The sequence below is a fragment of the Streptomyces sp. NPDC007157 genome, assembly GCF_040634235.1.
Lineage (GTDB): Bacteria > Actinomycetota > Actinomycetes > Streptomycetales > Streptomycetaceae > Streptomyces.
In genome coordinates this window covers 91,101-108,186 of the sequence record NZ_JBEYFE010000003.1, presented here as the reverse complement: position 1 = coordinate 108,186, position 17,086 = coordinate 91,101, and the positions used below count along the sequence as shown (strand labels likewise).

Sequence of the window (17,086 nt, the reverse complement as noted above, 5' to 3'; positions counted from 1 at the left end):
AAGGGCGGTGAAGGGAAGGGGCGTCCCCGGCGGGGGCGCCCCTTCCCGCCGTGTCCGGCGGGCCCGGCACTACCGGGGCGAGTGGTGTGGCGGCGGGCCGGTGAGGAGGTGGTGCTCGTGGGACTCGTAGCGGCTGCGTTCACGGGCGGTGGCCCGCCGCCCGGACAGGACGGTGGTGAGCCAGCCGGCCAGGAAGCCCGCCGGTACCGAGACGAGGGCGGTCGTGTTGTAGGGGAACCAGGCGAAGTCGGCCTCGGGGAACGCGGACAGCGGTGTCCCGGAGACCAGGGTGGTGCCGGGGGCCAGGGCCAGGACGCTCAGGGTGCCCACGATGAGGGTTGCCAGGAGCGCCGGGCGCGTGTAGCGGCGCCAGAAGAGGGTGTAGAGGAGCGCGGGGGCGATGGCCGAGGCGCCGAGGGTGAAGGAGACGGTGGCCAGCGGCTGAAGACTGCGGTGCTGGGCGAGGACGGCCAGGAGGATGGTGGGGATGCCCACGGCCAGGGCGCTGAACCGGGCGAGGGCCAATTCCCGGGCCGGAGCCGGGGGATGGGCGCGGGACGCGGTCAGGTCGTGGGCGAGGGTGTTGGCGCAGGCGAGCGTCATGCTGGCGACGGAGGCGAGGAGGGTGAGGAAGACGGCGGTGGTGACGGTGGCGAAGAGCAGGCTCTCCGGCCGGGACAGACTGGTTCCGAACGCGGCGCGGGCGCCCAGGAGATAGGCGGTCGTGCCGTGCGCGTCGGCGGCGGCGATGCGGTCGTGACCGACGAGTGCGGCCGCACCCGTGCAGATCAGCGTGAGCATCAGGATGAACAGGGTCACCGAGGAGACCGCCCAGGACATCGCACGGCGTACCTGACGCGGGGTGCCGGCGGTGTACATCCGCATGGTGACATGCGGCAGGCTGGCACCGCCGAGCACGATCGCGCACTGGGTGCTGGCCATGTCCAGCGCGGGATGCGGGCTGCTGGAGTACTGCAGACCCCACCTGAGATAGGCGGGCCCCGCCCCGCTCCGCCGGGCCGCCGCGTGGAACAGTGCCTGGGGCTGCCAGCCGAACACGCGCAGGATCAGGACGCTCACGACCAGCCCGGAGCCGAGCAGCACCACGGTCTTGATGATCTGGACCAGCGCGGTGCCGGGCATCCCGCCCAGCGCCGCATAAGTGATCATGAGGACGCCGGCCCCGGCCACGCACCCGTTCTTCATGCCGGGATCGTTGAACCCGAGGACATACGCGAGGAGTTCACCGACCCCGGCCAGCTGTACGACCATCATCGGGACGAGGGCGGCCAGGGTGACCAGACATGCCGTGACGCGCACGGACCGCGCCGGGTGACGGCGGGCCAGCGCGTCGCCCATGGTGTAGCGGCCGGTGTTGTGGAGGGGTTCGGCCAGCAGGAACATCAGCAACAACAAGGACAGCAGGGCGCTCAGGGCCAGGACGATTCCGTCGTAGCCGCACAGGGCGATGATCCCGCCGATGGTGAGGACGGTGGCGGCGGAGATGTAGTCACCGGCGACGGCCAGCCCGTTGCGTATCGGCGAGAGGGACCGGTAGCCGGTGTAGAACTCGGCGAGGTCGTCCGCCTCCGGGCCGGTGAGCACGCACAGCAGCAGGGTGAGGGCGACGACCGTGCAGAACGCGACGAGGGACCAGGACTGCGCGGAGCCGCTGAACTCGGTCACGGCGCCTGCTCCCGGTCCGTGACGGCCATGCGCGTCTGGCGGCGGGCGTGGCGCGCCAGGGGATCAACGAAGCGGTGCGCGGCGGCTTCGTAGAGGAGGACCGCGAGCCAGGTGACGGGGATCTGCACGAGGGCCAGGACCAGCCCGGTGGGCAGGCCGCCGGGGCCCGGGCGGGCCATCAGGGAGGGCGCCTTGACGGTCAGGGTGAGGAAGGCGGCGAAGTAGCCGAGCGCGGTGACGGTCGCCACGCGCCGTTGCCAGCGGTAGGCGCGCCGCAGCAGGCGCAGGGTGCGGTGGGCGCCGGAGTGCGGGTCCGGGGGACGCACTCCGGACAGCTTCAGCTGACCGGTCGACCAGGCGGGGGAGGGACGGTCGTACGGGGGCCGATCCGAGGGTAACTCGGGGGAATCGTGGGACATTTCGGCAACTCCTCGTAGGGGATCCGGCCCCGCGTGTGGCGGACCGCGAGCGGGGAGAGCGGTTCGGGTGACCGCACGCCGTGCGGTTCGAGGCTCGTGCGAATCTGATGGCGCCGGTCGTCCGGGACGACGTCTCGTACGTCGCGATCGTGTGAGTCGGGCGCCATGGTCTCCGGCGTCGGCCTGGTCCGCCAGGGGTGTGGCCGGAGTCGGCGGGGGTGGTCCGCGGTGCGCGGAGCTGACCGTGGCATATCTGCCCAGGAGTGATGAAGCATTAACGGAGCGCGAGGTGGTGCGATTGCTTCGAAGAGTGCGCCGTCGCACATCTCGTGAGCCCCGGAGCACCCTCCGGTTCCCTCCCGGTCCGCCCCACACCTGCCACGGGCCGGGAGACGACGTCCGGATCCCGCCAGCATCCCCGGTCGGCCCGCGTCACGCTGAACCCATGACTCTCACTTTCCCGCCCCTCTCCATCGCGCCCGCGACCCTCAAGGAACTGCGGGTTCGTGACGACGCCGGGAACCCGCCACGCCCCTACCCGGACGACGAGGGCGACGCGCCCCTGCGCTGCTGCCTGCGGTCCAGCACCAGGGGCGAGCGGATCGCCCTGGTCTCCTACGCCCCGCTGCGCCGGTGGGCGGCGGAGACGGACGTAGACCCCGGGGCGTACGACGAACAGGGGCCGGTCTTCATCCACGCCGAGGACTGCGGTGGCCCGGCCGGCGAGAACCCCGGCTACCCGTGGGCGCGCCCCGGCGCCCTGCGCGTCCTGCGCCGCTATGACCGCCGGGGCCACATCACGGGCGGCCGCATGGTGGAGCTTTCCGACGATCCCCGGGCGGCTCTCGAAGACGCGCTGGCCGAGGCTTTCGCCGACCCCGAGACCGCCCAGGTACACGTCCGCGCCGTCGAATACGGCTGCTTCCACTTCCGCGTGAACCGCCCCTGACGGAAGCGGACGACACCGAGCACCCTCGTGATAGCTTCGGCACCGCCGTGCGCGTGCTGCGAACTGAGGAGGTGGGACCGATCGACACTGTGACAGGTCGGGCCTCCCTCCCTCGCATGGCCTGGGGAGTGCCCGCAGAAGGCATCCCGAAGGGCTCGAAACGCTATGCGCTTCCTCTCCGAAACGTCCTGCGACGGCGTCCGCGAACAGCTTTTTGTCCTGAATGAGGTTCCCGGTGTTCTGTGGACGCCGGAAGGCGCCGCCGGGACCCGTCCTCTCATCGTGATGGGACATGGCGGTGGTCAGCACAAGAAGGCCCCCGACATCACGGACCGTGCGCGCCGCTTCGTGACCGAGTGCGGGTTCGCCGTGCTGGCGGTCGACGTACCCGGCCATGGTGACCGGCCGTTGGACCAGAAGTACAACCGGATCGCGACCGAGAACCGGGCCCGTGTGGAGGCCGGCGAGGAACTCGCGCCGCTGGTCGCCGGATTCCAGGCGCTGGTGGCCCGCCAGACCGTTCCGGAATGGCAGGCGGTGTTGGACGCGGTCCGGCAACTCGATCAGGTGGGTGAAGGCTCGGTGGGCTACTGGGGAGTCTCACTGGGATGCGGACTCGGCGTACCCTTCGTCGCCGCCGAACCCCGCGTCCGGGCCGCTGTGTTGGGCCTCGGCGGGGCACTGGCCTCAAGCGAGGAGGCCGCACGGATCACCGTTCCGGTGGAGTTCGTGGTCCAGTGGGACGACGAGCGGGTGCCCCGTGACCAGTGCCTGGCCCTGTACGACGCCTTCGCCTCGACCGAGAAGACGCTGCACGCCAACCCCGGCGGACACGGGGACCTCCCGGCATTCGAACTGGACAGCGCACTGAGGTTCTTCTCCCGGCACCTCGCTGCCGAGTGGCGCCGGCGGATCTCGTAGGTTCCGTCCAGCCGGACGCGGCCGACGGCATGGCCCGTGAGGGCGGCGATGGCGTCGTCGAGGGCGAAGCCGACCGGCAGTTCGGGGGCCTGGTCGAGGGCGTGGAGCTGGCAGACGTAGGCGTGGGGTCCGTGTGATCTGATCGGCATGGGCCCCGCCCAGCCCCGGCGGCCGAGGGCACCTTTCCCGTGCCGGATCCCCGGAATCGGGCTGGGGTGGGCGAGAGCGTTCTCCGGCATGCCGTTCAGGGTCTTCGGAGCTTCGAGGAAGCCCTCCTTGTCGACCCGCGGTACGTCGGCCATGCCCGTAGTCGGAGGCGGCTGCACGGCGGATCCTCGACCGGCCGCACCGGCCGCACCGGCCGCACCGGCCGCACCGGCCGCACCGGCCGCACCGGCGGACCGCCGCGCCCGCCGTGGGGCCCCGACCGGCGACGACTCCGCGTGCCCGATGCGGACAGGCCCGCGCCCGTTGCCCATCTCACTCCCTGAGTTCGGGGTGAGCCCGTTCGAGGCCCGCAAGGAGAGCACCGGGTTCATCTTCAACCGGGTGTGGGCCGCCGTGAAGCGCGAGTGCCTCGAACTGGTCGCGGAGGGGGTCGCCACCCCGCAGGACGTCGACGCGATGTTCCGCGTCAACACGGGACTCAAGGGCGGACCGTTCCGGCTGATGGACAAGGTCGGTCTGGACGTCGTACTCGACATCGAGGAGCACTACGCCGCCGAACACCCCGAGTACCCCGAGGCACCTCGCCTGCTGTTGCGTGATTACATCGGCAGTGGCCGACTCGGAGTGAAGAGCGGCGCAGGTTTCTACGACGACTACACAAAGGTCTGAACAGGTACACGATGCCCAAGTCGCCGACCAAGACCCGGCCGCGCACAGTGGCCGCCCTGATGACCAGCGCCCGCGCGCTGTTCATCGAGCGCGGCTACCATGCGACCTCGATCAGCGACATCTGCGGGCACGCCGGCCTGACCCGCGGCGCGTTCTACTCCAACTACCGCAGCAAAGAGGACCTGTTCCTCGCGCTCTACGACACCGAGACCGACCGCATCCTGGCCGGCCTCGAACGTGCCGCACACGACGACACCGGCGGTGAGGGTCCGGCCGTACGTGTTCTGGAGCTGCTCGTCGCGCATCGTCGGGACGACGAGCAGTGGTTCCTCGCGTCCATGGAGTTCACCCTCCACGCCGGGCGCAATCCCGAGGTCGCCGCCGAGCTGGTGCCCCACGAGGAACGCTTCATCGCCGGGATGACCCAGATCCTCGCCGGCGTCCTCCACGACGCCACGCCGGACGACTGCCGCGACATCGCCATGCTGGTCACCGCGATGCATGAGGGAATCACGGCACAGGAGATCATTCACGGCGCCCCGGCTGCCGCCTTCCGCGAACGCATCATCCCGCGGGTCCTCGGCGCCATCACCACGACCTGATCAGCGCCATCGCCTCACCCGCGGCGCGCGTCCCGGGAGCCGACCGGGTCGGCGCCGTCAGTACGCGTGGTGGACCTGCCAGAAGGCCCAGGCCTGGCAGGGGCTGCCGTAGGCGGTGTTCATGTAGTTGAGCCCCCACTTGATCTGGGTGGCCGGGTTGGTCTGCCAGTCGGCGGCGACGGTGGCCATCTTGGAGCCGGGCAGGGCCTGGACGAGTCCGTAGGCGCCGGAGGAGGGGTTGACGGCGAGGTAGTTCCAGGTGGACTCGTGGTCCACGATGTTGCTGAAGCACTGGAACTGGCTGCTGCCCACGATCTCCGCGGCCATCGCCTTGAGCTGCGCCACGGTGTACGAACTCCGCACCGGGAAGCTGGCGGTGGAATCGACGGCCTCGGTCTTGGCCTCCGCACGCTCACTGGCGGCCTTGTCGGCGGCGGCCTTCTTGGCCTGTGCGGTCTTGGCCGCCGCCGCCCGGGCGGCCTGCTCGGCGTCCTTGCGGGCGCTCGCGTCCGCCTGGACGGCCACGGCGTCGGCCTGCTGGGTCAGGGACGCGGTCTGCACCTGTGCCTGCTGGTCGGCAGGCAGGTCCGCGAGGAGGGTGGCACCGGTCGCTGTCGCAGCCTGGGCGTCGTTGTTCTGCGCGCTGCTGCCCGAGGCAACACCGACGACGCTTCCGACAGCGGTGACCGCGGTGGCCGAGGCCACCGCGAATCCCCTCAACGGCATGGGGCTCACGCGCATCGCATCCTCTTCGCCGGCGCCACTGCGCGTGGCGCCCGACGGAATCATCTCGCTTGCGGGGTCGGACAGTTGGAACACTCTTGCGTGCGGGCCGGTCCGACGCAATCCCGGCGGACGTGCGGATCCTCACACTCGCCGAACGAGCTGGTCGGGCCGACCGCTGGTTCCGCCTCGGTGCCTTGCCGCCTCCCCCTGGGGGGCGTCAACGGCCGTGCGGGGCCAGTGTCTCGCCGAAGCGGGCGTCGGGGCTGGGAGCTCGCAGGGTGCCGCCGTCGAAGGACCATGAGCGGGTGAGGGAGAGTCCGTCGCCGGTGGCCGGGAAGACCCAGACGCCGCCGTTGCCGCCATCCTCACCGGGGGTGCCGGCGATCAGGCCGGCCCTGTTGTCGCGGTCGGCGTCGATGAGCCGTACCGCGCCGCCGAACTGGTCGCCCTTCTCGGGAACACCGGGGACCGCGCGCGGGCTCTGGCTCAGCACCCGGATGCCCTTGGTGGTCAGGCCGGACGCCGAGCCGCGCATCACCCAGACGGTACCGGCGTCGACGGCACTGCCGATGTCGTTGCCCGGCGCGCCGATCGCCACCTCGTCGTAGCCGTCGCCGTCGACGTCCCGGACGCTCAGGGCCGCGCCGAAGCGGTCACCGGGCTTGTTGACGCCCGGCACGCCCGGCGAGTTCTGCGTCCAGTACCGACGGTTGTATCCGCCGTCCCGGCTGCCCGGCCCGGACGGCCCGCCGAAGTGGACGAAGAACCCACCGGGGCTGGACAGGTTGCCCTGGGAGTCCCGGTCGTCGGGTGTACCCACCACGACGTCGGCGTAGCCGTCCTTGTTCACGTCCCCCGAGGCGCCGACCTGGCCGCCGCCGGTCAGTTCGTAGTGGTCCGCCCACCCGCCACGTCCGCCGGAGACATAGAAGGCCCGGCCGTACACGCCGGCCGCGTCGAAGGTCCCGTTGCCGAGGATGACGAGGTCGTCCGCGCGGTCCTTGTTGTAGTCGCCCATGGTGAGGGCGGTGGGACGGAAGTCCGAGGGAACGAACAGGGACAGCGGACCGTGGTCCGATTCCATCCGGCGGCCGGTGGAGGTGACCTCGAAGCCGAAGGACCACAGGGTGTCCTTCGACAGGATGGCCACCGCCGAGTCGTCCACCTTGAACCAGCCCGCTGCCAGCGCCGCCCCGAAGCGGTGGCCCGCCACCGGGGTGATCTCCTGGAGCCATCTGCTGCCTGCGGCGTGCAGCCCCGTGGGCGAGCCGAACAGGACGGTGGCCGAGCCCGCGTCGACGGCCGTACCGATGTCCTTGCCGGGCGCGCCGACGATCAGGTCGTCGTACCCGTCCCGGTCGACGTCGGCCGTGGCCGTGGCCTGCCCGAAGCGGTCCCCGGTCTGGGCGAGGCCCGTCACGCCGGGGGTGCTCATACTGAACGTCGCCCGGTGTGCGGTCGACAGCCCGGTCGCGGAGCCGTACAGGACAGCGACGTAGCCGGCGCTCTTCTTCCCGCTGACGGTTCCGCCGGGCGCCGAGACCACCAGGTCGCGGTAGCCGTCGTTATTGAAGTCGTCGTGCGTGATGGGCGCGGGCGCGGCGTCGGCGGGCGAGGCCGTCGCCGTGCACGTGGCGCCGATCGTCAGCAGCAGTGTCGCGGCGACAGTGCCGGTGACACGGTGCGACCGGCTTCTGTCGAAGGATCTCCTGTGGCGCATGGTGGGGCTCCCGGGATCGCTGCGAGGCCGGACGACACGGGCGGGGTCGGCCGCGGAGGCCCGCTGCCCGCCGCCGCATAGGGGACCCGCCGACGGGCTGAAGGGTTGTGCACGGTCGTCCACCGCCGTCGACTTCGGCCGCTTGGGCGCCGGGCCCTTAAAACGTATGCAACGGCAGGCGACGCCTCAGTGCGTCGGCTCGGCCGGGTGGTCGTCGCCGGATCCTGTGGCCGGATCGCGCGAGAGGAGTGCGGCGTGTGCCGTGCGGTACAGGACGTCCTCCGCGCGGTCCCAGGTCCAGCCGCTCTCGGCCACGAGGGACTGCCAGCCGGTGGGGCCGAACCAGTGCCAGAGCAGGTCGGCCGTCTCCGCCACCGAGTAGACGGGTGGGGGCGGCAGGGTGTGCAGATGGCGGGCCGCTGTCCGCAGCGCGGCCCGGTAGTCCGCGGTGGCGCGATCCCACAGGGCCTCGCCGTCCTCGTGGACGGGCAGCGCCTTGCGGATCGCCTCGTGCACGGTGAACTGGCCCTCGTTGCCGGCCCGTGTGCCGCGGGCCAGCGTGCGCAGCACCGACTCCGGCGACCGCTCCGCGAGCAGCGCCTCCATCGCCCGCTCGTAGCCGGAGGCGTTCACGCCCTGGTCGACGATCCGGTTGAGGATGTCGCTCTTGCTGCCGACGCTCGCGAAGACGGTCTTGGCGGCCACGCCCGCGGCCGCGGCGATGTCGGCCACGGTCACCCGCCCGTAGCCGCGTTCGGCGAACAGTTCCGTCGCCCGGCTCAGGATCAGCTCACGGGTCCGTGCGGCGGCCTGTTCGCGCAGCGGGGAGACGTAGGAACGCTTCGGCTGCATGATCGCACTCTATCGCGATGAATTCATTAGGCGTACGGTAACCTCAATTGCGATCGGCGGAGCCCGGGTGCCTTCGGGCGGCCCCACGGCCGGGGTGCTGCAGCACGCCCGCTGGAGGCCGGGCCCACGCCGTCACCACGACCACACCACCGACGAGAGGCAGCCGCACCATGGGTATGGAGCCCACAGAACTGGCCCACGGACTCTTCCGGGTCCTCGCGGCGGGTGCCCCGGCACTCGCCGCCGACGTGGTCCACGAGGAGTTCCACAACCGCGAAGCCGCCGTGGCACCCGCGGCCTGCGCGCTGCCCGGCCCGGCCGGAGTCCTCGCCTCGGGCGCCTGGATGCGCTCCGCCTTCAGCGACCTGCGCTTCCCGGTCCTCGGTACCGCGCTCAACGACGACGAGGTCTGGGTGCGACTGCGCATGCAGGGCCGCCACACGGGCCCCTTCGTCCGCTACCGTGACGGCGTGCTCGACCAGGCGATACCTCCCACCGGGCGCGAGATCGACTTCGAGCAGATCCATGTGCTCGGCCTGCGCGACGGCAAGGTGATCCGGCACGAGGCCGTCCGCGACGACATCACCATGCTCGGACAACTCGGCGTCTTTCCGCCGGCGCCGCCCACGGCACTGCGCATGATCGCCTGGCGCATGACCGGACGAGCCGCCCGCGCCGCCGCCCGGGTGACCGCCGAGGCCGCCGAGGCGGCCGCGTCGCTGCGCGACCACCCGACAGCGGGCCACTGAGGCCACCGCGCCGTGTCGTCCGCACCCGGACGGCCTCCGACCCGGGGCTCGGTACGGCGCCGCTGCCCGGGCCGGGCGAGCGGGCCCCCTCGCGTGTCGTCGAGGGGCCCCGCGGCAACGGGTCGCGCGCCGTGGCGCGGGAACCCGGTCCGTCTGCCCTGGTCAGCGGAGAGCGGATGCCACCAGGTCCGCTTGCTCGTCGGCATGCCGCCGGGCGGAGCCGACGGCCGCGGCCGACGCCGGCGGCCGGCTGACGCAACCGAGGGGACGGTCCGTCAGGCGCCGTACGGAGGAGCTCACGAAGAGCCAGGCTCCCTGGTTCTCCGCCTCCTCCTGCACCCACCGCACCTCCGCGTCGGCGGGGAAGCGGGCGAGTTCCGCGGCGAGTTCCCGCTCCGGGAACGGGTAGAGCCGCTCCACACGGACGATCGCGGTGTCCGACAGGCCGGCCTCCCGCCGGTAGGCGTCCAAGTCGTAGAAGACCTTGCCCGAACAGATCAGCACACGCCTGACCCGGGCCGCGTCGGCCGTCTCGTCCGGCAGGACCGCACGGAACCCGCCCGCGGTGAACTCCGTCAGCGGGGAGACGGCCGCCTTCGACCGCAGCATCGACTTCGGGGTGAACACCACCAGCGGCCTTCGGTGCTGCGGGGCAGCGAGCGCCTGCTGCCTGAGCAGATGGAAGTAGTTGCCGGGCAGGGTGGGCACGGCCACGCTCATGTTCCCTTGCGCGCACAGTTGGAGGAAACGCTCGATCCTGCCGGAGGAGTGGTCCGGTCCCTGCCCCTCCAGGCCGTGCGGCAGCAGCAGGGTCACCCCGGAACGCTGCCCCCACTTCTGCTCCGACGACGCGATGTACTCGTCCACGACGGTCTGGGCACCGTCGGCGAAGTCGCCGAACTGGGCCTCCCACAGCACCAGGGCTTCGGGCCGTGCCAGCGAGTAGCCGTACTCGAAGCCCAGCGCGGCCAGTTCGGACAGCATCGAGTCGTACGGCGTGAAGGTCGCGGCCTGCGCGCCGAGCGAGTTGAGCGGTGTGTACTCCACGCCGGTGCGCCGGTCGGTGAGCACGGCGTGCCGCTGCCCGAACGTGCCGCGGCGGGAGTCCTGCCCGGCCAGCCGCACCGGAACCCCGTCCAGCAGCAGGGAGCCGAAGGCGAGGGTCTCCGCGGTGGCCCAGTCGATGGTTCCCGCGTCCAGCATCGTGGCACGCCTGCGCAACTGCGGCAGCACACGCGGGTGCACGGTGAAGCCCCGCGGCAGGTCGGTCTGGGACGCGACGATGTGCCGGGCGGTCGCCTCCGTGATCGCGGTGGCCGGTGCGGCGGCCGCGTGCCCCGTGTCCTCGGCCGTGACGCGCTCCGGCGGCCGGCCGGGCGCCGGCGACGGGTGGGTCTCGGCGAAGGCACGCTCAAGACGCTCCCGGTAGTCCCGCAGGGCACCTTCCGCCTGGGGTGCGCCGATGTCGCCCCGGTGGACCAGCGCGTCGGCGTACAGCTTGCGCACCGAGGGCCTGGCGTCGATACGGTCGTACATCTCCGGCTGCGTGATGGACGGGTCGTCGACCTCGCTGTGGCCGTGGCGCCGGTAGCAGATCAGATCGATGACGACGTCCTTGTGGAAGGCCTGGCGGTAGTCGAAGGCGAACCGGGCGACCCGGACGACGGCCTCGGGATCGTCTCCGTTCACGTGCAGGATCGGGGCCTCGACGGTCCGTGCCACATCGGTGGCGTACGCGCTCGAACGGCCGTGGGCCGGTGTGGTCGTGAAGCCGAGCTGGTTGTTGATGACGACGTGAACCGTCCCGCCGGTGTGATACCCGGGCAGCAGCGACATGTTCAGCGTCTCGCCGACCACGCCCTGACCGGCGAAGGCGGCATCTCCGTGGACGGCGACGGGGAGGACCGCGAAGGTGCCGCCGCCGTCCGGGGCGACTTCCTGCCTGGCGCGGACCACTCCCTGGGCCACCGGGCCCACGACCTCCAGGTGCGAGGGGTTCGCCACGACGGAGACGCCGACCGTGCTGCCGTTGAGGGCGCGATAGGTCCCCTCCGCCCCGAGGTGGTACTTCACGTCACCGGATCCCTGGACCGAGCGGATGTCCACGGCATCCTCGAACTCGTGGAAGATCTCCCGGTAGGACTTCCCGACGATGTTGGCCAGCACGTTGAGCCGGCCACGGTGCGCCATGCCGATGACGGCCTCTCTCGCTCCGTGAGCGATGGCACGGTGCAGCAGGGCGTCCAGCAGGACGATCACCGACTCGCCGCCTTCGAGCGAATACCGTTTCTGGCCCACGTATTTGGTGTGCAGAAACCTTTCGAAGGCTTCCGCCGCGCCCAGCCGGTAGAGGATCTGCAGTTGTTCGGCGCGGTCCGGCGGTCGCTGGGGCGATTCGATCCGCTGCTGGACCCAACAGCGTTCCTCGGAGCTCTGGATGTGCATGTACTGGACGCCGACGGTCCGGCAGTAGGACTCCCGTAGTACGTCCAGCACGTCACGCAGCGTCATCGTGTCCCGCCCGGCGAAGTCGTCCACGACGAACGTCCGGTCCAGGTCGTCCTCGCCGAGCCCGAACGTCTTGACGTCGAGCTCCGGGGGAGTGACCTCATTCTGGTTCGTGAGCGGGTTCGTGTCGGCCATCAGGTGTCCGCGTACGCGGTACGCGTGGATCAGTGCCGCGACGCGGACGGCCTTGACGGCTGTCTCCTCCGCATGATCGCTTACGGTGGCCGTCTCCTCGGGTGCCCGTCCCTCCGTCGCGGGGCCGGGGAGGGCGAAGAGGTCCCGCCACGCCCGGTCGACAGAGCCCGGGTCTCGCAGGTACCGCTCGTACTGTTCGTCGACAACCCATTCGTTGAGGCCGAATTCCAGCCCATTCGACACCGGCTGTCCGGTGCGGGATCGCAATGCCACGACGCGGATCGCCTTCTTTCCTCATCGCATTCGGCCCATGGTGGACGCGCCCGACTCGGCGCGGAAAATCCTTCCGGCGCGTCACACCACCAAGGTAGTTGGGTACGGCAGCCAAGTCGGAGGGGTGAATGTGCCACGACGGCCGCACATCAGGACATGGGCCCAAGAGTCCCCGTCGGTTTGCTGACGGGGACTCCGTGTTTGTGGGGTGCGGCTTTTTCTGTGCCAAGACGCGTTGAGGGCCCGGCTGTCGCGTCGGGTGGGCGCCGGGTTCCACTGCGCCGGTGCGATGGTGCGGGTTGCCGGGGTGCGGCCGTTCCTTGCGGACGACCAGCCGCATGCCTTTCGGTCAGGTGCTCAGGTCGGGCATGTCGGTGATCTCCGCGACCCAGGCGCCTGGCCGCTCGGCGCCGTCCGCGTCGTAGGCCGGCGTCCACGCCCGGGTCGTGCACCGTCCGCGGCTTGCGCCACGGCGCCGGTGCTGCCGATATCGCCGTTTCCAGGCCCAACTTGCGGACGGTCTCGACCAGAAGCACCGCCCCGGCTCGTTGCCGTTGTGGGGTGTTTCTGGCGTTTCTGATCAAGTGGTGGACGGCACCACTCGTGAAAGCCCGAGGCTAGGGGGCGGTGCGGTAGAAGTCGGCCGCGGTGAAGGTGGCGGGCACGCCGAGTTCGGCGGCGACAGCGGTGATCGCGGCCTCGCCGATCGCGAGGTCGGCCTGGCCGTCGGTGGTGAAGTGCGGTGCGATGAAGGTGTCGTAGTGCGCCCGGACCTCGTCCGGGGTGTGTCCGCCCAGGAACGTCCGCATGTGCCGCACGGTGGTGTCGGGGTCTTCGCGGATCACCTTCAGGGCCCGTCGGTGCGCGCGCAGGACGGCCTGGACCGCCGGGTCGTCCGGGTCGGTGTAGGTGGTGTCGACGGCCAGGCCCACGGTGGGGATCCGGAAGTGGTCGCCCATCCAGGCCAGCACCCGCCAGCCGTACTCGGCGGCCACCGCCTCCGGCGCCATGGTGCTGCCGACCAGCGCCGCGTCGATCTCGCCGTCCCGCAGCCGGCGCAGGTCCATGCCGTAGTCCCCGGGCGCCCGGACGATCGTCCGGATGTCACGGTCCGGGTCGAGACCGGCCTTGCGCAGCACGATCCGGGTGAAGCACCCGGGGGCGGTGTGCGGGGCGTGCACCGCCAGCCGCCGGCCGGCCAGGTCGGCCGGCGAGGTCAGTTCGGGACGGGCGAGAAACCAGAACAGCGGACGGTGGGTGTTGACGTTGAGTGCGACCCACGGGGTGCCGTCGGTCAGCCGGGACAGCAGGGCCCGCCCGAGCCCGATGGTGGCGCCGCGGCGCAGCCGCTCCTCGTCCCAGGTGCAGCCGTCGCGCAGCGCGACATGGACGCCCTCGTCGGCGTAGTAGTCCTCCTGGTCGGCGATGTAGGCGGCCAGTTCCTCGTGCAGGCCCCGCCCGACGTAGGCGAGATCGATCGTGTACATGAGTACGCTGCTTCCTTGATCGTGTCGCAGGCAGGCGCGCGTGACGGTCACAGGCGTCGTGCTGCCCGGTGCTCAGGTGACGGTGTGTCGGATGCCGTCCGGCGGTCGACCGGACCGTGACGGCGTGGTCCCGCGTGCGGGGAAGGGCGGGGCGGCGTCAGTACATGGCCATTCCGCCGTTGACCGCGGCGGTGGTGCCGGTCATGAAGGCGTTGTCCTCGCCGGTGTAGAAGGCGACCGCCTGGGCGACGTCGGCCGGGTGTGCCAGGCGGCCCAGGGGAGTGGCGGCCACCTGCCGTTGCTTCGTCGCGTCGTCGAACACGTCCGCGGCGATACGGGACTCGACCGGTCCGGGCGAGACGATGTTGACCGTGATGCCCTGCGGGCCCAGTTCCTGGGCGAGGTACCTGGCGAACTGCTCCAGCGCGGCCTTGGACGTCCCCAGCGCGATCATGCCCTCCCGGGGCCGGCGGCTGAGGCCGGTACCGAGATAGACGATGCGTCCCCAGCCCTGCGCGGTCATGGTGGGCAGCACCGCCTTGGTGACCGCGAAGGCCGCGTGCATCTCGGCGTCGAGCTTGCCGCCCAGCTCGTCCCAGGTGATGTCCTGGAACGACTTGACGGCATAGGGGATGAGTGCGTTGTGCACCAGCACGTCCACGCCGTCCCAGGCCGCCCGTACCCGCTCGACCATGTCCTCGACGGCCGACACCTCGCGTACGTCGGCCTGTACGGCCATGGCCCGGCCGCCGGCCGCCTCGATGTCGGCCACGATCTCCTCGGCCGCCTTGGTGTTGCTGAGGTAGTTGACCGCCACGCGCATACCCCGCTCGGCGAGCACGCGTGCCGTGGCCGCGCCGATTCCGCTGCTGGCGCCCGTCACCAGGGCCACCCTGTCGGCTGTCGCGGTCATGGGCTCACCTCCTTGTCGTCGTCACGGGCAGCCGGAATGGCCGCTCCGAGTCGTTCGGCCTCGGTACCGGTGCCGGTGGGGCGGACCGCCCCGTAGAGCACGGTGTCGACGGTGGCCCGCAGCAGATCCGCCGCGGTCCACTCCAGTTCCTGCGGCAGCCGGGAGGTGAACAGCCGCTCCAGCGCGCCGCGGGTGATCTCGCACAACAGCTCGGGAGGGGCGGTGAGCAGCCCCTGCCGATGCCCGTACCGGAACAGCTCGTCGATGCGTCGGTAGATCACCGCGTCCACACGTTGTTCCACGTACTGGCGGAGGATCGCGTCCCCGCCACGTCCGGTGGCGAGCTGAGCCGCGCCGATCCGCCCGAGCTCGGTGCCCGCGGCGACCAGGAACCGCTGGACCCGCACGTCGAACGGCTGCCCTTCCGCGCCCTCGGCCGCAGCCACCAGGGTGTCCTCCACCGCCGCGAACTGCCGGTCCAGCACCGCGGCCAGCAGGCTGCGCTTGTCCGGGAAGTGGCGGTAGATCGTCTTCTTGCTCATGCCGAGCTCACGAGCGAGTGCGTCCATGCTCACGGGCGCGAGGCCCGGCGCGAAGAACAACCGGCCGGCGGCCTCCACGATCGCCTCGGCACGCTGCTCGTCACTCTCGGAAACTTTCGAAACTGAATTAGTTTCCATGGTTTCCATCCTGGATACCCGTCTCTGCGCTGTCAAGACACGCGCTCCGCTGGGCGGGGCTGGGCGGGGCGGCGACGGCGTCGCACGGGTGTCAGCGTTCGAGGACCGGGGTGACGCCCCGGCCGACGCCGACGCCGACGCCGACGCCGACGCCGACGCCGACCGTCGCGACGCCGCTACCGGCTCCGGCTGTGGCCCCTACTTCATCCATCGCTTTTCACGCTGCCTCTCGACAATACGAACCCACGGGGGGGGATTTCCGCCAGGGCAATGAACGGGAATTCGGTCGGGCTCGGCGACAGCCTTCGATGATTATGAGAATCGATGCTCCGCACCTGCGCCCACAGTCGGGCGCCCCGACCCGGTCCTGCCATACCGCAGATGAGTGATATCGCATGCGCTCCGGGGGGTGTTGGGGCCGTGAAGGTCACGCGAACAAGGTATTCCCCCGGGGCTGCCCGTCATCTTCCATGGATTCCGTTGACGCACCTCAATTCCATGACCACGCTTCCATCCACCCAGGAAATGGCGCGGCAGGACCGAGGGAAACATCATGAAGACATTCGTGCACCGGGGGCAGATCACCAAGGTGGTCTTCGGCAGCGGAACCCGCAGCCGCATTCCTGAAGAGGCCGAGGCCCTCGGATGCCGTCGGGTGCTCGTGCTGTGCACGCCCGACCAGGTGGACCAGGCGGCACAGATACGGGATCTGCTCGGCCCGGCAGCCGCGGGAACCTTCGCCGAGGCCGCCCCGCACACCCCCGTCGAGGTCACCGAGAGGGCGGTCGCGTACGCCCGGTCCGTGGCGGCCGACGCGGTGCTCGCCGTCGGCGGCGGGTCGACCGTCGGCCTGGGCAAGGCGATCACCGCCCGGACCGGTCTTCCGCAGCTGGCGCTGCCCACCACCTACGCCGGCTCGGAGATGACACCGATCCTCGGAGAGACGGAGGGCCGCAGGAAGACCACCAGACGGCTGGCGGAAGTGCGGCCCAGGACGGTCGTGTACGACGTCGACCTGACGCACACACTTCCGGCGCCGGTATCGGTGGTCAGCGGCATCAACGCCATGGCCCACGCCGTGGAATCCCTCTACGCGCAGGACGAGGACCCGGTCGCCTTCCTGATGGCCGGTGAGGCACTCGACGCCCTCGCCCGCTCCCTGCCCCTGATCGCGCGACGTCCGGACGACGCGGAGGCACGGGCCGACGCGCTGTACGGCGCCTGGCTGGCCGGCACCTGCCTGGGCACGGTGGGCATGGCCCTGCACCACAAGGTGTGCCATGTGCTGGGCGGCACCTTCGGACTGCCGCACGCCGAGACGCACACCGTCGTCCTGCCCCACGTCGTCGCCTACAACGCCCCGGCCGCCGGCGAAGCCATGGCCCGCATCGCGCGGGCACTCCCGGGAGACGCCCCCGCCGTCTCCCTGTTCGACCTCGCTGGGCGGCTCGGCGCACCCAGGGCCCTCCGGGACCTCGGCATGCCCGAGTCGGGGATCGAGCAGGCGGCCGAACTCGTCGTGCGGGACGGCTACTGGAATCCGCGTCCCGTGGACCGGAGGGCGGTGACCGCCTTCCTGACCCAGGCGTGGGCCGGCGGGCGGCCCTGAACGTCACCGCGGCACCCACA

The 17,086-nt window shown here is 71.1% G+C and carries 14 protein-coding genes and 2 pseudogenes; 6 read left to right on the top strand and 10 right to left on the bottom strand.

From position 1 onward, the window contains the following. Positions 1 to 69: 69 nt before the first annotated feature. Together ABZ642_RS06075 and ABZ642_RS06070 are read right to left on the bottom strand one after the other, a co-directional pair. On the bottom strand, positions 70 to 1,686 hold the full coding sequence (locus ABZ642_RS06075) for a cation acetate symporter (protein ID WP_360477852.1): 1,617 nt from the start codon (positions 1,684 to 1,686) through the stop codon (positions 70 to 72). Further along, positions 1,683 to 2,105 carry a DUF485 domain-containing protein gene (locus tag ABZ642_RS06070; RefSeq protein ID WP_360477849.1) on the bottom strand — a complete coding sequence of 141 codons (423 nt, stop codon included), beginning with the start codon at positions 2,103 to 2,105 and terminating at the stop codon, positions 1,683 to 1,685. Before ABZ642_RS06070 ends, ABZ642_RS06075 begins: the two co-directional genes overlap by 4 nt. 445 nt (positions 2,106 to 2,550) lie before the next feature. On the opposite strand from ABZ642_RS06070, the gene ABZ642_RS06065 reads away from it, so the two are divergent. After that, positions 2,551 to 3,054 (top strand): DUF1203 domain-containing protein, encoded by a 504-nt coding sequence (locus ABZ642_RS06065; protein WP_360477846.1) that lies wholly within the window; start codon positions 2,551 to 2,553, stop codon positions 3,052 to 3,054. 165 nt (positions 3,055 to 3,219) lie between these two features. Then, entirely contained in the window at positions 3,220 to 3,975 is a 756-nt protein-coding gene (locus tag ABZ642_RS06060; RefSeq protein WP_360477843.1) for a dienelactone hydrolase family protein, read from the top strand. A 56-nt stretch (positions 3,976 to 4,031) separates the two neighbouring features. Here ABZ642_RS06060 and ABZ642_RS06055 read toward each other — a convergent pair. Continuing rightward, a pseudogene (locus ABZ642_RS06055) lies at positions 4,032 to 4,214 on the bottom strand (hypothetical protein); the annotation flags it as partial. A 259-nt stretch (positions 4,215 to 4,473) separates the two neighbouring features. Here ABZ642_RS06055 and ABZ642_RS06050 point away from each other — a divergent pair. Both ABZ642_RS06050 and ABZ642_RS06045 read left to right on the top strand, forming a co-directional pair. Next, positions 4,474 to 4,812, top strand: coding sequence for a 3-hydroxyacyl-CoA dehydrogenase family protein (locus tag ABZ642_RS06050; protein WP_360477839.1), 339 nt, complete (start codon positions 4,474 to 4,476; stop codon positions 4,810 to 4,812). Between the two features lie 11 nt (positions 4,813 to 4,823). After that, positions 4,824 to 5,414, top strand: a complete 591-nt coding sequence (locus ABZ642_RS06045; protein WP_360477837.1) for a TetR/AcrR family transcriptional regulator — start codon at positions 4,824 to 4,826, stop codon at positions 5,412 to 5,414. Positions 5,415 to 5,471: 57 nt separating this feature from the next. Here the strand turns inward: ABZ642_RS06045 and ABZ642_RS06040 are convergent, their stop codons facing one another. From ABZ642_RS06040 to ABZ642_RS06030, 3 genes are all read right to left on the bottom strand, one after another. Beyond that, the gene (locus tag ABZ642_RS06040) at positions 5,472 to 6,149 is read right to left on the bottom strand and encodes a lytic transglycosylase domain-containing protein (protein WP_360478875.1); all 678 of its coding nucleotides are present in this window, start codon (positions 6,147 to 6,149) and stop codon (positions 5,472 to 5,474) included. A gap of 208 nt (positions 6,150 to 6,357) precedes the next feature. Then, positions 6,358 to 7,860 carry a hypothetical protein gene (locus ABZ642_RS06035; protein WP_360477834.1) on the bottom strand — a complete coding sequence of 501 codons (1,503 nt, stop codon included), beginning with the start codon at positions 7,858 to 7,860 and terminating at the stop codon, positions 6,358 to 6,360. 186 nt (positions 7,861 to 8,046) lie between these two features. Further along, positions 8,047 to 8,712, bottom strand: coding sequence for a TetR family transcriptional regulator (locus ABZ642_RS06030; protein WP_360477831.1), 666 nt, complete (start codon positions 8,710 to 8,712; stop codon positions 8,047 to 8,049). A gap of 176 nt (positions 8,713 to 8,888) precedes the next feature. On the opposite strand from ABZ642_RS06030, the gene ABZ642_RS06025 reads away from it, so the two are divergent. Next, positions 8,889 to 9,461: an ester cyclase gene (locus ABZ642_RS06025; protein WP_360477828.1), complete on the top strand. Its 573-nt coding sequence runs from the start codon at positions 8,889 to 8,891 to the stop codon at positions 9,459 to 9,461. 162 nt (positions 9,462 to 9,623) lie between these two features. On the opposite strand, the pseudogene ABZ642_RS06020 reads toward ABZ642_RS06025, so the two are convergent. From ABZ642_RS06020 to ABZ642_RS06005, 4 genes and pseudogenes are all read right to left on the bottom strand, one after another. Then, positions 9,624 to 12,326 (bottom strand): annotated as a pseudogene (locus ABZ642_RS06020) (multifunctional oxoglutarate decarboxylase/oxoglutarate dehydrogenase thiamine pyrophosphate-binding subunit/dihydrolipoyllysine-residue succinyltransferase subunit); the annotation flags it as partial. A gap of 668 nt (positions 12,327 to 12,994) precedes the next feature. Continuing rightward, positions 12,995 to 13,864: an ABC transporter substrate-binding protein gene (locus tag ABZ642_RS06015; RefSeq protein WP_360477825.1), complete on the bottom strand. Its 870-nt coding sequence runs from the start codon at positions 13,862 to 13,864 to the stop codon at positions 12,995 to 12,997. A gap of 157 nt (positions 13,865 to 14,021) precedes the next feature. Next, positions 14,022 to 14,777: an SDR family oxidoreductase gene (locus ABZ642_RS06010; protein ID WP_360477822.1), complete on the bottom strand. Its 756-nt coding sequence runs from the start codon at positions 14,775 to 14,777 to the stop codon at positions 14,022 to 14,024. Continuing rightward, positions 14,774 to 15,466 carry a TetR/AcrR family transcriptional regulator gene (locus ABZ642_RS06005; RefSeq protein WP_360477819.1) on the bottom strand — a complete coding sequence of 231 codons (693 nt, stop codon included), beginning with the start codon at positions 15,464 to 15,466 and terminating at the stop codon, positions 14,774 to 14,776. The genes ABZ642_RS06010 and ABZ642_RS06005 overlap by 4 nt, the downstream gene beginning before the upstream one ends. 544 nt (positions 15,467 to 16,010) lie before the next feature. Between ABZ642_RS06005 and ABZ642_RS06000 the strand changes: the two genes are divergently transcribed. After that, positions 16,011 to 17,066 (top strand): maleylacetate reductase, encoded by a 1,056-nt coding sequence (locus ABZ642_RS06000; RefSeq protein WP_360477816.1) that lies wholly within the window; start codon positions 16,011 to 16,013, stop codon positions 17,064 to 17,066. The last annotated feature ends 20 nt before the right edge of the window (positions 17,067 to 17,086 follow it).